At 69.0% G+C, this 16596-nt stretch carries 18 protein-coding genes; 12 read left to right on the forward strand and 6 right to left on the reverse strand.

Annotated elements, in window-relative coordinates; translation table 11 throughout:
- Window positions 1-18: 18 nt before the first annotated feature.
- Together ACO2RJ_RS18050 and ACO2RJ_RS18055 are read left to right on the forward strand one after the other, a co-directional pair.
- Window positions 19-477, forward strand: coding sequence for a DUF2383 domain-containing protein (locus tag ACO2RJ_RS18050; RefSeq protein WP_423269521.1), 459 nt, complete (start codon window positions 19-21; stop codon window positions 475-477).
- Window positions 478-586: 109 nt separating this feature from the next.
- Window positions 587-790 carry a hypothetical protein gene (locus ACO2RJ_RS18055; RefSeq protein WP_423269522.1) on the forward strand — a complete coding sequence of 68 codons (204 nt, stop codon included), beginning with the start codon at window positions 587-589 and terminating at the stop codon, window positions 788-790.
- A gap of 60 nt (window positions 791-850) precedes the next feature.
- Here the strand turns inward: ACO2RJ_RS18055 and ACO2RJ_RS18060 are convergent, their stop codons facing one another.
- The gene (locus ACO2RJ_RS18060) at window positions 851-1327 is read right to left on the reverse strand and encodes an MgtC/SapB family protein (RefSeq protein ID WP_423269523.1); all 477 of its coding nucleotides are present in this window, start codon (window positions 1325-1327) and stop codon (window positions 851-853) included.
- Window positions 1328-1524: 197 nt separating this feature from the next.
- On the opposite strand from ACO2RJ_RS18060, the gene ACO2RJ_RS18065 reads away from it, so the two are divergent.
- On the forward strand, window positions 1525-2142 hold the full coding sequence (locus ACO2RJ_RS18065; protein ID WP_423269524.1) for an isochorismatase family cysteine hydrolase: 618 nt from the start codon (window positions 1525-1527) through the stop codon (window positions 2140-2142).
- Here ACO2RJ_RS18065 and ACO2RJ_RS18070 read toward each other — a convergent pair.
- The 5 genes from ACO2RJ_RS18070 to ACO2RJ_RS18090 form a co-directional block, all read right to left on the reverse strand.
- Window positions 2128-4203 carry an NAD(+) synthase gene (locus ACO2RJ_RS18070; protein WP_423269525.1) on the reverse strand — a complete coding sequence of 692 codons (2076 nt, stop codon included), beginning with the start codon at window positions 4201-4203 and terminating at the stop codon, window positions 2128-2130. The genes ACO2RJ_RS18065 and ACO2RJ_RS18070 overlap by 15 nt on opposite strands.
- Window positions 4204-4348: 145 nt before the next feature.
- Window positions 4349-4537 carry a DUF3008 family protein gene (locus tag ACO2RJ_RS18075; protein WP_423269526.1) on the reverse strand — a complete coding sequence of 63 codons (189 nt, stop codon included), beginning with the start codon at window positions 4535-4537 and terminating at the stop codon, window positions 4349-4351.
- Between the two features lie 159 nt (window positions 4538-4696).
- Complete coding sequence (locus ACO2RJ_RS18080; RefSeq protein WP_423269527.1) at window positions 4697-5647, reverse strand: phosphotransferase; 951 nt, start codon at window positions 5645-5647, stop codon at window positions 4697-4699.
- Between the two features lie 31 nt (window positions 5648-5678).
- Window positions 5679-6629, reverse strand: a complete 951-nt coding sequence (locus ACO2RJ_RS18085) for a phosphotransferase (protein WP_423269528.1) — start codon at window positions 6627-6629, stop codon at window positions 5679-5681.
- Entirely contained in the window at window positions 6626-7924 is a 1299-nt protein-coding gene (locus tag ACO2RJ_RS18090; protein ID WP_423269529.1) for an allantoate amidohydrolase, read from the reverse strand. The genes ACO2RJ_RS18085 and ACO2RJ_RS18090 overlap by 4 nt, the downstream gene beginning before the upstream one ends.
- Before the next feature lie 210 nt (window positions 7925-8134).
- Between ACO2RJ_RS18090 and ACO2RJ_RS18095 the strand changes: the two genes are divergently transcribed.
- The 9 genes from ACO2RJ_RS18095 (at window position 8135) to ACO2RJ_RS18135 (ending at window position 16452) form a co-directional block, all read left to right on the forward strand.
- The gene (locus ACO2RJ_RS18095) at window positions 8135-9319 is read left to right on the forward strand and encodes a transporter substrate-binding domain-containing protein (RefSeq protein WP_423269530.1); all 1185 of its coding nucleotides are present in this window, start codon (window positions 8135-8137) and stop codon (window positions 9317-9319) included.
- A 13-nt stretch (window positions 9320-9332) separates the two neighbouring features.
- Window positions 9333-9941 carry an ANTAR domain-containing response regulator gene (locus ACO2RJ_RS18100; RefSeq protein ID WP_423269531.1) on the forward strand — a complete coding sequence of 203 codons (609 nt, stop codon included), beginning with the start codon at window positions 9333-9335 and terminating at the stop codon, window positions 9939-9941.
- A 339-nt stretch (window positions 9942-10280) separates the two neighbouring features.
- Window positions 10281-11318, forward strand: coding sequence for an aliphatic amidase (locus tag ACO2RJ_RS18105; protein WP_423269532.1), 1038 nt, complete (start codon window positions 10281-10283; stop codon window positions 11316-11318).
- A gap of 65 nt (window positions 11319-11383) precedes the next feature.
- Window positions 11384-11848: an urease accessory protein UreE gene (gene ureE, locus ACO2RJ_RS18110; RefSeq protein WP_423269533.1), complete on the forward strand. Its 465-nt coding sequence runs from the start codon at window positions 11384-11386 to the stop codon at window positions 11846-11848.
- Complete coding sequence (locus tag ACO2RJ_RS18115; protein WP_423269534.1) at window positions 11845-12507, forward strand: urease accessory protein UreF; 663 nt, start codon at window positions 11845-11847, stop codon at window positions 12505-12507. The genes ureE and ACO2RJ_RS18115 overlap by 4 nt, the downstream gene beginning before the upstream one ends.
- 18 nt (window positions 12508-12525) lie before the next feature.
- The gene (locus tag ACO2RJ_RS18120; RefSeq protein ID WP_423269535.1) at window positions 12526-13221 is read left to right on the forward strand and encodes an urease subunit gamma; all 696 of its coding nucleotides are present in this window, start codon (window positions 12526-12528) and stop codon (window positions 13219-13221) included.
- 7 nt (window positions 13222-13228) lie between these two features.
- A complete protein-coding gene (gene ureC, locus ACO2RJ_RS18125; RefSeq protein WP_423269536.1) occupies window positions 13229-14941 on the forward strand; it encodes an urease subunit alpha in 1713 nt (570 codons plus the stop codon).
- Between the two features lie 6 nt (window positions 14942-14947).
- A complete protein-coding gene (gene ureG, locus ACO2RJ_RS18130; RefSeq protein ID WP_423269537.1) occupies window positions 14948-15598 on the forward strand; it encodes an urease accessory protein UreG in 651 nt (216 codons plus the stop codon).
- Window positions 15595-16452 carry an urease accessory protein UreD gene (locus ACO2RJ_RS18135; protein ID WP_423269538.1) on the forward strand — a complete coding sequence of 286 codons (858 nt, stop codon included), beginning with the start codon at window positions 15595-15597 and terminating at the stop codon, window positions 16450-16452. Before ureG ends, ACO2RJ_RS18135 begins: the two co-directional genes overlap by 4 nt.
- Window positions 16453-16596 lie beyond the last annotated feature (144 nt).

Raw genomic sequence — 16596 nt, forward strand, 5'->3', positions numbered from 1 at the left:
TCAACACAGGAGGAGAACATGGCCACGACCGTTGGAACGGAAGGCTCGATCGAATCGCTCGTGACGGATCTGATCTATCTCGAACATGACGCGATCGCCGCCTACGACTCCGCGATAGGGCGCCTCGACGACCCGCAGGCGAAGCGCCAGGTGTCCGAGTTCCGTGCGGATCACGCGCAGCACCTGTCGGTGCTTCAGGAGATCGCGCGGGAGCTGAACATCGATGCGCCGACCGGCGGCGACATGAAGAAGATGCTGACGACCGGAAAAGTCGCGTTCGCCGACATGGTCGGCGGCGATTCCGCCATCCTCAAAGCGATGAAGACCAACGAGGACGATACGGTCACCGCCTATGAGCGCGCGACCCGTCACGACGACGCGATCCCGAAGTCGAAGGCCTTCTTCGCCAAGGCCCTCGAGGACGAACGCCGGCATCGCTCCTGGATGGAGCAGCAGGCTCAGCGCAAGGCCGCCTGAGTTTCCATTCTCCTACGAAAGGGGGGCCGGCGCGGGAGGGCCCGGCTGGCCTCCAGCGTCGCGCCCTCCGCGGACGCGTCGCCTCATCTCGATCAAAGGCGCTCCCTGCATGACCTCTCCGTCCAAGTCCAAGGTCAAGAATGACGCCAAAGGCGCGATGGCGCCCTCGCAGGGCGACTCGCACAACGATGGAGCGCATGGCGCGAATCCCGCCGGCGATCATGACGCGACGCGCAAGCCGGACGACCACTCGTCGCCCAGCCGGCCCGTCACCGGGGACAAGCCGAAGAGTCCGACTGCGCGTCCGAGCTAGGGAAACGCTGCGCGGCCGCGCGCCGCGCACGGCATGTCGACGCGTGAGATGAGGCGGGCTTCACCCGTCGTCTTCGCCGAAGTCCTTGTGGAGCGCGCGCGCCACCCGCCGCGGCAGCACCAGGATGAGCAGGGTCAGCACGGCTCCGAAGAAGATCAACGGCCAGCTCGCCAAACCGCAGGCGATTCCGAGGGACGCGGTCGCCCACACCGTGGCCGCGGTGGTCAATCCTCGGACGCGGCGCTCGTCCTCCAGCTTCAGCACCACGCCCGCGCCGATGAAGCCCACTCCGGTCATGACGCCCTGCAGCACGCCCTGCACGACGCGGCTCATGGCGTCAGGCTCCGTCCGAAGCGGCTCGTGCTGAAGTCCGGCCAATGAGACCAGACAGGCGCCGAGAGACACGAGCGCGAGCGTCCGCATTCCCGTCGGTTTGTTCTTGAGGTCCCGGTTGAAACCGAGCGCCAGACCGCAGGCCGCCGCGGCGAGCATCCGCAGCCCGGCGTCGACTTCGAAGGATGTGAGACCAAGCGTCATTCGGGATTCGCCTTCCTCAGCGCGCCCGAAAATATCCTAGGGCGCGGGGGCTCCCTGTCCGTCGAAAGCCCGACATCCTCGGGTCACATCGTCGGCGCCGGCGCCGCCGCGGCCGAAAGACGGACGGGTTCGCGGGGAACATCTCGGCCCCGAAGAAGCTTCCTAGATAGCAGGCGTCGCAGCTTCGGACTTTCCCTATGCCCGGTCTCGATCTCACCCCCCGACGCATGGTTCATCTGTGCGTCGACATGCAAAAAATGTTCGCCGAGGAGACCGAATGGCGGACTCCCTGGATGGAGCGCGTGCTGCCTGTCGTGACGGAGATCGCAGAGCGGCATGCGGCGGACACGATTTTCACCCGCTTCATACCGCCCGCAAGCCCTGATGAGGCGGCCGGGGTGGGCTGGAGGGCGTATTTCGAGCGGTGGAGGTCGTTCACGACCGAGCGGATGGACCCGGATCTGATCGAGCTGGTCGAGCCTCTCCGGCGCCTCGCCCCACCGGCGGAGACGCTGGACAAGCCGGCCTTCTCGCCCTTCTCAGGCACGGATCTTGGCCGGAGGCTGCAGGAGCGAAAGGCCGACACGCTCGTCATCACCGGCGCGGAGACGGACGTCTGCGTGCTGGCCGCCGTCCTGTCCGCGGTCGACCTTGGCTATTTCGTCGTCCTGCCCAAGGACGCGCTGTGCAGCTCGTCCGACGAGACCCACGACGCGCTGCTGAAGCTCTACGCCGGCCGGTTCAGCCAGCAGGTCGTCTTCACCGACGCGGAGAGCCTTCTCAGGGCCTGGCCGCAGCGGTCAGCCGCGGCCTGACGCCTCCGGCGGCAGCGCCTCCCGCAACTCCGCGAGCCAGGCGTCGGCGACGCCGTCCGAGGGCGCGCGCCAGTCGCCGCGCGGCGACAGCGCGCCGCCGGAGGAGATCTTCGGCCCGTTCGGAATCGCGCTCCGCTTGAACTGGCTCGTCTGGAAGAACCGCCGCAGGAACGCCTCCAGCCAATGCGCGATTGTCGCGAGGTCATAGGCGTTCTTTCCCGCCTCCGGAAAGCCGGCGGGCCAGGCGCCGGCCGACGCGTCGCGCCAGGCGCGCCAGGCGAGGAAGGCGATCTTGGACGGCGGCAGGCCGTAGCGCAGCGTGTGGAACAGGAAGAAGTCGTGCAGTTCGTAAGGGCCGATCTTCGACTGCGTGCTCTGGATGGCGCCGCCCTCGTCCGGCGGCACCAGCTCCGGCGAAATCTCGGTTTCGAGGATCGCGTTCAGCACCGCGCAGGCGTCCGCCTCGAACTGGCGCGACGCGACGGTCCAGCGGATCAGATACTGGATCAGCGTCTTCGCCAGTCCCGCATTGACGGCGTAGTGGCTCATCTGGTCGCCGACGCCATAGGTGCACCAGCCGAGCGCGAGCTCCGAAAGGTCGCCGGTTCCCACCACAAAGCCGCCGCGCTGGTTGGCGAGCCGGAACAGATAATCGGTGCGAAGGCCCGCCTGCACGTTCTCGAAGGCGATGTCGTAGACCTTCTCGCCGCGCGCGAAGGGGTGGCCCATGTCGGCGAGCATCTGCCGCGCCGCCGGGCGTATGTCGATCTCCTCGGCCGTGACGCCGAGCGCGCGCATGAGCTTCCACGCGTTGCCGCGGGTCTCCTCGCCGGTCGCGAAGCCCGGCATCGTGAACCCGAGAATGGCGGAGCGCGGCAGGCCGAGCAGATCGCAGGCCTTGGCCGCGACGATCAGCGCCTGCGTCGAATCCAGCCCCCCGGAGACGCCGATGACCATGCTCGAGCCGGAGGTCGCCTCGAACCGGCGGACGAGCCCCTCGACCTGGATGTTGAATGTCTCGTAGCAGTCCTGGTCGAGCCGGGCCGGCGTGTCCGGCACGTAAGGGAAGCGGCGGAGCGGTCGCCTGAGGCCGATGTCGCCAAAGCTCGGCTCCAGCGCGAATCTCACCGTGCGGAACGTCGTTTCGGGGTGCCCGGCCAAGGCGGCCGCGTCGTTGAACGTGCCGAAGCGCATCCGCTCAAGCCGCAGCCGCTCGACGTCGACGTCGGCGACGATGATCTGCGGCTCGCGCGAGAAGCGTTTGGACTGGGCGAGCGTCTCGCCGAGCTCGTGGATCGAACCCTGCCCGTCCCAGGCGAGGTCGGTCGTGCTTTCGCCTGAGCCGGCGGCCGAATAGGCGTAGGCCGCGACACAGCGCATCGACTGCGAGGCCGACAGCAGCGACCGGTCGTCGGCCTTCCCCACGGTGATGTTGGACGCCGAGAGGTTGCAGAGGATCAGCGCGCCGGCGAGCGCCCCGAGCGTCGATGGCGGGGTCGGGGACCAATAGTCCTCGCAGATCTCCACGTGGAATGTGAAGTCGGACAGGTCGGCGGAAGCGAACAGCAGGTCCGTCCCGAACGGCGCCGTCTGGCCGGCGATCGCGATGTCGAGCCCGCACAGCCCGGCGCCCGACGCGAACCACCGCTTCTCGTAATATTCCCGGTAGTTCGGCAGGAACGTCTTGGGCACGACCCCCAGCACCCTGCCGCGCGCGACCGCGACCGCGCAATTGTAGAGCCGGCCGTTCCGCCGCAGGGGAGCGCCCACGAGCAGCGCCGTCGCGAGCGTCCGGCTGCGGTCCGCGACCGCCGCCACCGCGCGCTCGACCTCGTCCAGAAGCGCCTCCTGCAGATGCAGGTCGTCGATCGCGTATCCCGAGAGATTGAGCTCCGGGAAGATCAGGAGGTCGGCGTGCTCGCCGGCCGCGCGCTCCGCAAGCTCGATCGCCGCGTCGGCGTTCCGCCGGGGATCGCCGACGGCGACGCGCGGCGTCGCCACGGCGACCCGCACGAAGCCGTGCCGATGCGCGGAGTAGAAGGGATGTGCGCCTGAGGCCATGCGAGATCCGCTCTGCGACGAGGCGCGCCGGCAGAGCACGCTCACGCGCAAGCTTATAGCGCGCCGTCCGCGAGGGTCACCCGACGGAGGACGTCAGCGATCCAGCCTGCCCGGTCGGCCGCGCGCGAAGCGGCGCGGACGACGGTCAGCGCTTTGCGGCGTGCTCCGGCTTGCCCTTGCGTTTCGAGGACGCCATCGCCTCGAGCTCCTTCTCGCTCATCGACTCCACCATGGACTTCGATGCACCCTTCAGGTCGCTTTTCTTCTGGTCCCCGCGCTTGGCCGCGAGCGCGGCGCCCGCAGCCTTCTGCTGAGCTTGCGATTTCGCAGGCATGGCTTGCTCCCATGACATGTGCGGCTCCGCCCTTCCGGAGCCTGCACCAGACAAAGGAGACCGGGGCCATTTTGTTCCGGACGGTCTCGTCCTGGCGACCGCCGCGGCGAGCGGTCCGCCACCTTCCGAGCGAGACGGCCAGCCTGCGTCTTCAGGCGGTCAGAGCCGCCTCAGCCAGGCCGGCCAGTCCGGGTGATGGAACAGCGTGCGGGCGCGCATGTGCTTCCACGCGCCGTATTTGTAGTAATCGAAGTCGAGCGTCGAGACGGCCTCCTGGATCATCGCCCAGGTCGCCCATTTGAGGTCGGCCAACGCCTTGAGCACCTTGATCCGGGCGTCGATCTGGGGCGTCCAGACGCCGAAATAGGTCTCGATCATCTCGCGTTCGACGGTCTCGGGAAACGCCATCTCGTCGAACCACAGCGCGATCTCGCAGACGCGCTCGTTGTTGGAGGCGTATTCGAAGTCGACGAGCAGGACGCGGTCGGCCTCGTCGATCATGAAGTTGCCAGCGAGCGTGTCGTTCATGCAGGGGACGAGATCGAGGCCCGACGCGGCGAGCGCGGCCTTGGCCTCCCCGAACCGGCGCATCAGAAACGCCTGGTCCGCCGGCAGCCGGCCCCCGACCTGGGCGACTTGGCTCACATGCTCCTCAATCATGTCGAAGATCGTCTTAGTGAGCCCCAGCGGCTCGGAATCGTTGAAGGCCCTGAGCGCGAGCACCGCGTTGCGCCTCACCTTCGGACGCAGGAAGTCGAGGTTCGACGACGCGCGGTAGCCTTCCACGAAGGCGAAGATTTCGACGCCGACGTCCGGCAGGAAATCGACCACTTCGACGCCGAAGCCGCAGGCGTGGGCCTTGCGGCTGGCGTCGTTCGCAGCCCCGCGCTCGATGAACATCTCGGTGCCGCGCCCCGGCACCTTCAGGAAGTAGTCGCCGGCCTCGCCCGCCGCGACGCACCAGTTGGCGTTGCTGATCCCGCCCGACACCGGGCGATAGCGCAGCGGCGCGCCCCGCCAGCGCTCCACCTGCTTGAGGATCGCCTCGAGATCGCGCTCGCCCGCGCTCTGCGCCTCGCCGGGCCGCTTCCAGGACATCGCGGACGTCATCTCGGTCGAAGTCCTCTCATACGCTTGTCCGTCACAGGCGGCGCAGCCACGCTTCGAAGCCGCGATCGCCCATCGTCGTGCGGGCGTGCAGCAGCCGCCATGTGCCGTATTTGTAGAACTCGACGCCCGTGCGCGCCGAGGTGACGGCGCGGGTCACGCCCCACAGGCCCCACATCACGTCGTCGACGGCGCCGTAGAGCCGGCATCGGTTGAGGATGCGCTCCTCGGCCCGGCCGGCGTACAGCTCCAGCGCCGCGCAGCGGTCCGCCTCGAAGGCGCACGCCTCGTTGATGAGCGCGCCGACGTCGAACCAGGGATCGTTGTCGCCCGCGAGATCGAAGTCGACGAGACGAACGCCCTGCCCGCCGACCATCACGTTCGAGGCGACGCCGTCATTGTGACAGAAGCTCAGATCGTAGCCGGCCGCTTCGATCGCCGCTCCGATGAGGGCGCACTCGGCCACCAGCCGTCCCGTGTCGTCGGGAAGCGGCGCGCCGGCCGTCTCTGCTTCGGCGGCGAGCGCCACGACCCGCTCGAACGGGCTGAAACGACGGCCGAGCGGCGGCCCGTCATGCAGCCGCCGCTTCGCCTCCATCGCGGGAGCGAGGACGGAAAGGTCCTGCAGGTCGCCGGCCCGGCCGTATCGCCAGCGCTCGGGCAGGAAGGCGAGGCCGAGCAGACCCTCGCCTTCGAACAGAACGTCCGGGCCGACGCCTGCCTCCGCCGCCTTGCGGGCCGCCTCCCCGGCCCAGGGGGTCACGTCCGCCGCGCAATCCTCGTGGCGGATCTTGAGGAACACGGCGCCGCCGTCGTTAAGCTCCAGTCGGACGCAGTCCGACGCAACCGCGCGATGCACCGGCGACGCCACGGCCGGCGCCGCCAGCCCGTAGCGCGCCACCTTCCCGGCGAGCCCGGGGACGCGGCGGATCGCGTCCTCGATCCTGCGGTCGAAGGGGGTCGCCGCCACGCCGAACGGCGTCATGCGCGGCTCTCCGTCAGTACGCGCTCCGGCGAGCCCCCCGCCCGGCAGAGGCGTGACGCGGCGTCGAGACACGTCGCGAAGCCGGCCTCGATATCCGCGTCGGAGGTGTTTTCGCCCTCGCTGTGCGCGACGCCGTCGATGCTGGGGACGAAGACAAGCCCGATCGGGCAGATTCCGAGCAGGCTCAGCGCGTCGTGTCCCGCGACGGTGTCCATGCGCAGGCTCGCCAGCCCGGCGTCGCACGCGCACAGCTCGACGAGGTCGGCGACGGCCGGCGTGAGGGCGCGGATCGGGCGGACGTTTCGGGTCGCGGACCCCACGACCACGTTCGCGCGCTCCGCCGCCCGCGCGACCGCCTCTTCTCCGAGCGCGCCGGCCTCGGCCAGCACTCCGTCGTCCGCGGAGCGGATCTCGAGCGAGAGCCGGACCTCGGACGGCACCACGTTCGGCGAATTCGGCGCGACGATGATCCGACCGACCGAGGTGTGGACCACGCCTGGCCAGCGGTCGGCGATCTCGCGCGCGTCAGTGATGAGATAGGCCGCCGCGAGCAGCGCGTCGCGGCGGCGCGGCATGGGGCAAGGTCCGGTGTGGGCCTGTTCGCCCTGATACGTGACGTCGATCTTGGCGGCTCCCCAGTTGCGCGTGACGATCCCGATCGTCGCCCCCGCCTCTTCAAGAACCGTGCCCTGTTCGACGTGCAGCTCGAGATAGCTTGCGGGCTTCGGCGGCGGGACGTTCGCGCCTATGGCGCCGATCGCCCCGAGCGCCTCGCGCAAGGTCACCCCGTCGTCGTCCGCCCGGGACAGCGCGAAGGCCGCGTCGTGCGCGCCGACGTAAGTCCCGCTGCCGAGCAGGCTCGGCCGAAATCGCGCGCCTTCCTCGTTGGTCCAGTTCACGGCGCAGAAGTCGGCGTCGAACCGGGCGCCGGCGCGCTTCGCCGCAAGAAGCGTTTCGCCCACAGCCGCCGCCGCCGCGACGCCGAGCGCGCCGTCGAAGCGACCGCCCAGGGGCTGGCTGTCGAGATGCGAGCCCATCATCACGAGCGGCGCGTCCGCGACGTCCGAGAGCCGGAAGATCCCGAACTGGTTTCCGACCGCGTCCGTCAGCGCTTCGGCGCCCGCGCCGCGCAGGGCGGACGCAAAGACGTTGCGGGCCTCGCCGTCCGCCGGCGTCCCGCACTGGCGGTCGACGCCGCCCGCCGGCGTGGCGCCGCAGGCGGCGAAGCGATCGAAAAGGCGGCGAAAGCTGCCTATCGCCGCATCAGGTCGCGGCAGGAATGCGCTGGTGCTCATGTCGTCCGATGCGGGCTGGGAGGCGGCCCGTCTTCGGCCGCGCCGACTAATGAACGACGCCGGGGTCGCCGCGCAACAGGGAGCAGGACGCGTGCCCCCTCGACCTCTCCATCTGACCGCGCATGCCGGCCTGTCGTTTGCGTCACGCTGTGGACCCGGGGGAATTGCGGTATGGAGATCGCGGCGGCCATCGTGACATCGGCCGATCACATGAACGACCAACCGGAGTTGACGTTGGCTACGGAGCCCTGGCGGATCGGCGTGCTGTTCTCCACGACCGGCGCGACCGCGAACATCGAACGCGCGCAGCTGAACGCGACTTTGCTCGCCATCGACGAGATCAACGCGGCCGGAGGGGTGCTGGGGCGTGAAATCAGGCCGGTCGTCTATGACGCCGCCTCCGATCCGAAGCAGTCCCGAGCGCTGGCCGAGCAGATGATCGGCGCCGACGGGGTCAAGCTCGTCTTCGGCTGCTACATGTCGAGCGTGCGGAAGGCGGTCCTCCCCGTGATCGACTCGTTCCGCGGGCTGCTGTTCTACCCGACCTTCTATGAGGGTTTCGAATACTCCGCCCAGGCGATCTACACCGGCGCGACCCTGAACCAGAACGCGTTCCAGCTCGCGAAATATCTTCTGGCGCGCCATGGACAGCGCTTCCTGTTCATCGGCTCCAACTACATCTACCCCTACGAGACCAACAGGATCATGAGCGACTTCGTGGTCCAGTCGCGCGGCAAGGTGGTGGAGGAGCTGTACATTCCTCTCACCGCGGGCGCTGATGACCTCAGCCACGTCGTGAAGCGCATCCGCAAGTTCAGTCCGGACGCCATCTTCTCGACGATCGTCGGGCAGGCCACCGCGCCGTTCTACGAGGCCTACGCCGACGCCGGGTTCTCGCCCTCGACCATGCCGATCGCGAGCCTGACCACCTCCGAGGCCGACGTCGCCGAGATGCGCGAAGGGGTCGCGGAGGGCCATATTTCGGCGGCCACGTTCTTTTCGACGCTGGGCACTCCCGCGGCCCGCAAATTCACCTCCTCCTACCGGCTCCGCTTCGGCGCGGACGCGCCGATCCCGTCGGCGGCGGAAGCCGCCTATTTCCAGATCTATCTCGCCGCCGCCGCCCTCGAGCGCGCGGGCTCCGACGACCCGCGGCGGGTGCTGGCGGAGATCATGGAGATCGAGTTCGACGCGCCCCAGGGCCGGGTCCGCGTCGACGCCGACAACCATCACACCTATCTGTGGCCGCGCGTCGCGCGGCTCGACGCCAAGGGCGCGTTCCAGATCGTCTGGAACCCCGGCGTGCGCGTGAAGCCCGACCCGTATTGCGTCTCGCAGAGCCTCGACGACTGGTCGGCGGACTTCGTCGAGCCGTCGCTGTCGAGCGGGCGCTGACGGCGCGCGGGCGATGGCGATCCAGATCCTGCGGGACATCAAGGGCCTGCGCGTCCAGGCGATTCACCCGAACGACGCGGAGGGCAAGCAGCTCGTCGAGCAGCTCAAGCGCATCGGCTGCTTCGTCGAGACCACATGGCCAATCCCGGCGAGCTTCGCGGAGAACGTGGATCTCGTGCTGCTCGCGATGGAGCAGGAGGACCGCGACGCGCTGCAGAAGCTCGTGAAATCCCGCACCGAGACCTCGCCCACGCTGATCGCGATCGTGGGCTATGAGAGCCCGTCCGCCCTCGCTTTGGTCCTCGAAAGCGATGTGCTCGCCGTGATCGAGCGCCCGGTCAAGCCGTTCGGACTGCTGACCCAGATCGCGCTCGCCCGCAGCCTCTGGCTCGAGCGCAGAGAGCAGGCGCGCCGGGTGCGCAAACTTGAGCGGAAGCTGAACGGCATCCAGCAGATCCAGAAAGCCAAGGCGATCCTCATGGCGTCCCAGAGCGCGACGGAGGAAGAGGCCTTCCAGTCGATCCGGAAGCAGGCGATGGCCAAGCGCGTGTCGATGGAGGAGATGGCGACGGCGATCATCCGCGCCAACGACCTATTGAACTTCCGTCCGGATGATGCTTAGCTCACGTCGTTGCTTGGTTGCGATGCAGCGGCTCGGCGGCGAAGCTGGATCACGACGCTGTCGATCCGGCGTGGCGATGTAGCCCGACAGATCCCTTACCGGGATTTGGCGGGCTTTTTTTGTTTTAGACTGCGCGCGGCAGAGAATGTCGCACGCGGCGACGGTGAAACACACCTGAGTGCTTCCCCGCGCGCCGCGAAGAGCGCGATCTGATCTGACGATTTACTGCGCCAGCATGTGCTGCTGCGAGGCGTTCTTTGCGCTGGCCAGCGCATGGGCGCGCGCGTCCCGCCGACAGGGCGTCGTGGAACGCTCGATGGGCCATAAGGAGACACGGGCATGATTCACGGTGATATCGGTTCGAGCAACGACACGGTCGGCGTCGCCGTCGTGAACTACAAGATGCCGCGGCTCCACACCAAGGCCGAGGTGCTGGAGAACGCTAAGAAAATCGCCGACATGGTCGTCGGCATGAAGTCCGGCTTTCCCGGCATGGATCTCGTGATCTTCCCGGAATACTCGACCCACGGCATCATGTACGACTCCAAGGAGATGTACGACACCGCCTCCGCGATCCCCGGCGAGGAGACGGAAATCTTCGCCGACGCCTGCCGTAAGGCGAAGACCTGGGGGGTGTTCTCGCTCACAGGCGAACGGCACGAGGAGCACCCCAACAAGGCGCCCTACAACACGCTGATCCTGATGAACGACCAGGGCGAGATCGTCCAGAAGTACCGCAAGATCATGCCGTGGGTGCCGATCGAGGGCTGGTATCCCGGCAACTGCACCTACGTCTCGGACGGCCCCAAGGGCCTGAAGGTCAGCCTGATCATCTGCGACGACGGCAATTACCCCGAGATCTGGCGCGACTGCGCGATGCGCGGGGCCGAGCTGATCGTCCGCTGCCAGGGCTACATGTACCCGGCTAAGGAGCAGCAGATCGTCATGGCGAAGGCGATGGCCTGGGCGAACAACACCTATGTCGCGGTCGCCAACGCCACCGGCTTCGACGGCGTGTACTCGTATTTCGGCCACTCCGCGATCGTCGGCTTCGACGGCCGGACCCTCGGCGAATGCGGCACGGAGGAGAACGGCGTCAACTACGCCCAGCTTTCGATGTCGCTGATCCGCGATCATCGCCGCAACGGCCAGTCGAACAACCACCTCTTCAAGTTGCTCCACCGCGGCTACACCGGCATGATCAACTCCGGCGACGGCGACAAGGGCGAAGCCGCCTGCCCCTACGACTTCTACAAGCGCTGGATCGCCGACCCTGAAGGCACGCGCGAGATGGTGGAGGCGATGACGCGGCCGACGGTCGGGGTCGACGAGTGCCCGATCGAGGGGCTGCCCACCACGGCGACCACCCACCGCTGACCGGCCGCGTCGCGGGCGGAACGAGACGACCGCCCGCGACGCGCCCTCCCAGGAACCTGACTGGCATGCTGCACATCGACCACATCGTCGGGGACCGCGCCGCACCTGATCTGCATGAGCGCATCCATCGTCTCGAGCATCGCGACGCCGTCGACGAGGTGACCATCGCGAGCGCGGACATGGCGCGCCGGCGCCTCAGGATCACGACGGCCGGCGGCGAGGAGCTCGCGATCGCCCTGCCGCGCGACCAGAAGCTGTTCGACGGCGCCGTGCTTGCGATCGACGAGACCCGCGCCATCGTGGTGCGCGCGGAGGTCGAGCGCTGGCTGCGGCTGGAGCCGCGCTCGATCGCCGACGCCGTCGAGCTCGGCTACCACGCCGGAAACCTGCATTGGCGCGTGCGGTTCGAAGGCGAGAGCCTCCTCGTCGCGCTGGAGGGGCCGGCGGACGCCTATTACGCGCGGCTCGACGGGCTGTTCTCCGGCCGGGCGATCAAGAGCTCGATCGTCTCGGAGGGCCTCGCGGCGTGATCGGCCAGCTGCTGGCGATGTGGCAGGCGGACGCGGCCTTTCCCAGCGGCGGTTTTGCCTTTTCGAACGGACTCGAAGGGCTTGCGGCCGAAGGCGGGCTGACGTCCACGGAGCTCGAAGCGGTCGTCGCGGCGACGCTGCGCCGGCGCTGGGCGACGGCCGACCGCGTGGCGCTCGGCCGCGCCTTCGAGCGGGCCGACGACCTCGACGCCGTCGTGGAGATCGATCGCGAGGTCGAGGCGGCCACGCTGAGCGAGCCCTTCCGCTCGGGCTCCCGCCGAAACGGCGCCGGCCTGCTCGCAGCCCATGTCCGGATCGGGACGCCCGGCGCCGCCGCCTGGCAAGCGCGGGTGCGGGCGGGCGAAGGCCTCGGCCATCTCGCCGTCACGCAAGGCGTGGTCTGGCGCGGCGCGGGGCTCGACGCCGCAGGGGCCGTGCTGGCGTCCGGCTATATGGTCGTGTCAGGGTTCACGACCGCCGCGGTGCGCCTCGGCGTGATCGGCGCGGTGGCCGCGCAAGCGACGGTGCGTCGCCTTTTGCCGCTTGTCGCCGAAATCGCCTCCTCGCACCCGCCGGACCGGATCGAAAGCTTCGCGCCGCGGCTCGACATCGCCGCCTCGCGCCACGCCCGCGGCGAGCTCCGCCTGTTTTCGAACTAGACGCCGACCGAGAGCCACATGCTGCTGACGCCGACCGAACTCGAACGCCTGACCATCTTCACCGCCGCGGAGCTGGCGCGGAAGCGGCGCGCCCGCGGCCTGAAGCTCAACCACCCCGAGGCGGTCGCCCTCATCACCGACGAAATCCTGGAAGGCGCGCGCGACGGCCGCTCGGTCGCTGATCTGATCGGCTTCGGCGCGACGGTGCTGACCGGCGACGACGTCATGCCGGGCGTGCCGGCGATGGTCACCATCCTTCAGGTCGAATGCATGTTCCCGGACGGCACCAAGCTCGTCACCGTCCATGAGCCGATCCGTCCGGCGGAGGGATCCGACGCCGATCCCCTCCGGCCCGGCGAGACGCTGGCGCTGGACGGCGAGATCGAGCTCAATGACGGCCGCCCGCGCGTCTGCCTCACCGCGACGAACACCGGCGACCGGCCGGTGCAGATCGGCTCGCACTTCCATTTCTTCGAGGTCAACAGGGCGATGGCCTTCGACCGCGCCGTGGCCTTCGGCATGCGGCTCGACATTCCGGCGGGCACCGCGGTGCGTTTTGAGCCCGGCCAGAGCAAGGACGTGACGCTCACACCCTTCGGGGGCAAGCGCTTCGTCGGCGGGCTGAACGGCCTGTCGGACGGCGACACCACCACGCCCGCGGCCAAAGACGCCGCGCTCGCCAAGGCCCGCGCGGCCGGCTTCCGCGGCGCCTGAGGATCCCATGGTCAGCATCTCCCGCAAGGACTACGCCGCCCATTACGGCCCGACGGTCGGCGACGGGGTCCGCCTTGGCGACACCTCGCTCGTCGCGGTGGTCGAGAAGGACTATGCCGTCTACGGCGACGAGTGCCTGCACGGCGGCGGCAAGACGCTGCGCGACGGCCTCGGCCTCGCGGCCGGCGTCACCAACGCCGACGGCGCGCTCGACTTCCTGCTCTGCAACGCGACCGTGATCGACGCCGTGCTGGGCGTCGTGAAGGGCGACATCGGCATCAAGGACGGCAAGATCGTCGGGATCGGCAAGGCCGGAAATCCCGCCATCATGGACGGCGTCGACCCCCGGCTGATCGTGGGCGCTGGCACCACCGTGCGCGACTGCGAGGGGCTGATCGCGACCGCGGGCGGGATCGACGTCCACGTGCATTTCGACTCCGCCGGCCTCGTCGAGCACGCGCTCGCGAGCGGGCTCACCACCATGCTCGGCGGCTCGCTCGGGCCGATCACGGTCGGCATCGACTCCGGCGGCCCGTTCAACACCGGCAAGATGCTGCAGGCCTCCGAAGCCTGGCCGATGAATTTCGGCTTCCTCGGGCGCGGCAACAGCCACATTCCCGGCTCGCTCAAGGAGCAGCTCGAGACCGGGTGCTGCGGGCTGAAGATCCATGAGGACTGGGGCGCGATGCCGGCGACGATCGACGCCTGCCTGCGCTCGGCCGACGAGCTCGACTATCAAGTGCAACTGCACACCGACACGTTGAACGAGAGCGGATTCCTCGAGGACACGCTGGCCGCCATCGCCGGGCGGACCATCCACATGTACCACACGGAAGGCGCCGGCGGGGGCCATGCGCCGGACATCATCCGGGTGGCCGGCGAGGCCTATTGCCTGCCGTCGTCGACGAACCCGACCAATCCCTACACGGTCAACACGTTCGACGAACATCTCGACATGACCATGACCTGCCACCACCTCAACCCGGCGATCCCAGAGGACGTGGCCTTCGCCGAGAGCCGCATCCGCGCGCAGACGATCGCGGCGGAGGACGTTCTGCACGACATCGGCGCGATCTCGATGCTCGGCTCCGACAGCCAGGGGATGGGCCGCATCCACGAGGTGATCTGCCGGACGTGGCAGCTCGCCTCCAAGATGAAGGACCAGCGCGGCGCGCTGCCGGAGGAGAAGCCGGGCTTCGGCGACAACGCGCGCATCAAGCGCTACATCGCGAAATACACCATCAACGCCGCGAAGACCTTCGGGATCGCCGACCATGTCGGCTCGCTGGAGGACGGCAAGATGGCCGACGTCATCATCTGGCGGCCGGCCTTCTTCGGGATCAAGCCGGAGCTCGTCGTCAAGGGCGGCTTCATCGCCTGGGGCGCCATGGGCGACAGCGCAGCCTCGCTGATGACCTGCGAGCCTATGATGCTGCGCCCGCAATGGGGCGCCTTCGGCAAGGCCGCGCCGGCGCTGTCGGCCTGCTTCGTCCACCCGCTCGCGATCTCGCGCGGGCTCGGCGAGGAGCTCGGCGTCTCGAAGCGACTGCTGCCGGCGAGCGGCACGCGGGCGCTCAAGAAGTCGGACATGCTGCACAACGACGCCTGTCCCAACATCCGCGTCGACCCGCAGACCTTCGACGTCTTCGTGGACGGCGAGCTCGCCACCTGCGAGCCGTCGACCGAACTGCCGCTTGCGCGGCGCTACATGCTGCGGTGATCCCAGATGCTCGACATCTCCGCTGAGACCGCGGGCCGCGCTCCGAACGTCACCGCCGCCCGCGTCGGCGTCGGCGGCCCCGTCGGCTCGGGCAAGACGGCGCTCATCGAGGCGCTCATCCCGCTGCTGCGCGGCCGCGGCGTCGATCTCGCGGTCGTCACCAACGACCTCGTGACGAAGGAGGACGCCGAGCGCCTCCGCCGTTCCGGGCTGATCGAGCCGGAGCGCGTGCTGGCCGTCGAGGCCGGCGCCTGCCCCCACACCGTCATCCGGGAAGATCCCACCCTCAACATGACCGCCGGCGACGATCTCGAGGCGAGCTTCCCCGGCCTCGAACTCGTGATCTTCGAGTCCGGCGGCGACAATCTCGCCTCGACCTTCTCGCTCGACCTCGTGGACTGGTGGATCTTCGTGATCGACGTCGCGGGCGGGGGCGACATTCCGCGCAAGAAGGGGCCGGGCGTGATCAAGTGCGACCTGCTGGTCGTGAACAAGGTCGACCTCGCGCCGCATGTCGGCGTCGACCTCGAGGCGATGCTCGGCGAGGCGCGCGCGGTCCGCGGCGACAGACCGGTGATCGCGACCAACGCCCGCGGCGGAGAGGGCGTCGCGGCGGTCGCCGACATGATCGGGCGCGCCGTCCTGTTCAGCGCATGAAGCCCGCCGACTACGCCGCGGGCGACGTCGCCGCCGGCCGGTTCCGCCGCGCCGAGCTCGTCTTCGCCAAGGGCGGCGGGCGCTCGACGCTGATGCGCCAGATCGCGCCCTATCCGTTTCACATAACCCGCCCCTTCGCGCTCGACCGCGAACGGCCGGATCTCGCGACGCTCTATCTCCAGTCGGCCTCCGGAGGGATCTATCGCGGCGACCAGCTGGACCTCTCGCTCGTGGTGCGCGCGGGCGCCGCGGCCCACGTCACCAGCCAGGCCGCGACCGTGGTGCACGACACGGGCGCCGCGCGGGCGCGGCAGACGACCGGGATCGAGGTCGGCGACGGCGCCTTCTGCGCGCTGACGCTCGACCCGCTCATCCTGTTTCCGGGCGCGGAGCTGACGGTGGAGACCTCGGTCCGCCTCGCCGCCGGCGCGCTCGCGATCCTCGCCGACGGCGTCGCCTGGCACGACTTCGAAGGACTGGATCGGCCGTTCGGCGCGCTGACCTCGGATGTGAGCGTGCGCGGGCCTGACGGCCGGACGCTTGTGCTCGACCGCGCGACCGTCGACGGGCGGGAGATCGTGGGGTCGCGCGCCCTGCTCGGTCCCGGCGGCGGCGCCTATGGCTCGGCGCTGCTGCTTGGCCCGGCCGACCGTCTGCCGGAGCCGGGCGCGATCGAGCGGGCGCTCGACGGCGTCGGCTGCCGGGCCGGCGCGAGCCCGCTGCCGAACGGCGCGGGCCTCGGCGTGCGCCTGATCGCCGCCAATGGCGGCCGGATCACGGCGGGCGTCGAGACCATCTTCACGCTGGGCGTCGAGGCGATGCTGGGATTTTCGCCCGCCCGCCGGCGAAAGTAGCCGCTCTCACCAGCCGGTTCAGAGCAGGATCACATCGTCCGGGATCGCTTAGCCTCTTGGGCCGCCGTCGTTCTGGGCTCGTCCCGGAACCCATTTCCGCTGTGTCTTCAATGATGACGTCGGCGCGAGAATGGATCCCGGGAC

Source organism: Hansschlegelia sp. KR7-227, from assembly GCF_049446035.1.
Classification (GTDB): Bacteria; Pseudomonadota; Alphaproteobacteria; order Rhizobiales; family Methylopilaceae; genus Methylopila.

Bases quoted from the DNA above. Each gene is read 5' to 3' on its own strand.
- ureG (WP_423269537.1), top strand. From the start codon at position 14,948: ATGCTCGACATCTCCGCTGAGACCGCGGGCCGCGCTCCGAACGTCACC.
- ACO2RJ_RS18120 (WP_423269535.1), top strand. From the start codon at position 12,526: ATGCTGCTGACGCCGACCGAACTCGAACGCCTGACCATCTTCACCGCC.
- ACO2RJ_RS18135 (WP_423269538.1), top strand. From the start codon at position 15,595: ATGAAGCCCGCCGACTACGCCGCGGGCGACGTCGCCGCCGGCCGGTTC.
- ACO2RJ_RS18085 (WP_423269528.1), bottom strand. From the start codon at position 6,629: ATGACGCCGTTCGGCGTGGCGGCGACCCCCTTCGACCGCAGGATCGAG.
- ACO2RJ_RS18105 (WP_423269532.1), top strand. From the start codon at position 10,281: ATGATTCACGGTGATATCGGTTCGAGCAACGACACGGTCGGCGTCGCC.
- ureE (WP_423269533.1), top strand. From the start codon at position 11,384: ATGCTGCACATCGACCACATCGTCGGGGACCGCGCCGCACCTGATCTG.
- ACO2RJ_RS18100 (WP_423269531.1), top strand. From the start codon at position 9,333: ATGGCGATCCAGATCCTGCGGGACATCAAGGGCCTGCGCGTCCAGGCG.
- ACO2RJ_RS18050 (WP_423269521.1), top strand. From the start codon at position 19: ATGGCCACGACCGTTGGAACGGAAGGCTCGATCGAATCGCTCGTGACG.
- ACO2RJ_RS18095 (WP_423269530.1), top strand. From the start codon at position 8,135: ATGAACGACCAACCGGAGTTGACGTTGGCTACGGAGCCCTGGCGGATC.
- ACO2RJ_RS18080 (WP_423269527.1), bottom strand. From the start codon at position 5,647: ATGACGTCCGCGATGTCCTGGAAGCGGCCCGGCGAGGCGCAGAGCGCG.
- ACO2RJ_RS18070 (WP_423269525.1), bottom strand. From the start codon at position 4,203: ATGGCCTCAGGCGCACATCCCTTCTACTCCGCGCATCGGCACGGCTTC.
- ACO2RJ_RS18065 (WP_423269524.1), top strand. From the start codon at position 1,525: ATGCCCGGTCTCGATCTCACCCCCCGACGCATGGTTCATCTGTGCGTC.
- ACO2RJ_RS18060 (WP_423269523.1), bottom strand. From the start codon at position 1,327: ATGACGCTTGGTCTCACATCCTTCGAAGTCGACGCCGGGCTGCGGATG.
- ACO2RJ_RS18090 (WP_423269529.1), bottom strand. From the start codon at position 7,924: ATGAGCACCAGCGCATTCCTGCCGCGACCTGATGCGGCGATAGGCAGC.
- ACO2RJ_RS18055 (WP_423269522.1), top strand. From the start codon at position 587: ATGACCTCTCCGTCCAAGTCCAAGGTCAAGAATGACGCCAAAGGCGCG.
- ureC (WP_423269536.1), top strand. From the start codon at position 13,229: ATGGTCAGCATCTCCCGCAAGGACTACGCCGCCCATTACGGCCCGACG.
- ACO2RJ_RS18075 (WP_423269526.1), bottom strand. From the start codon at position 4,537: ATGCCTGCGAAATCGCAAGCTCAGCAGAAGGCTGCGGGCGCCGCGCTC.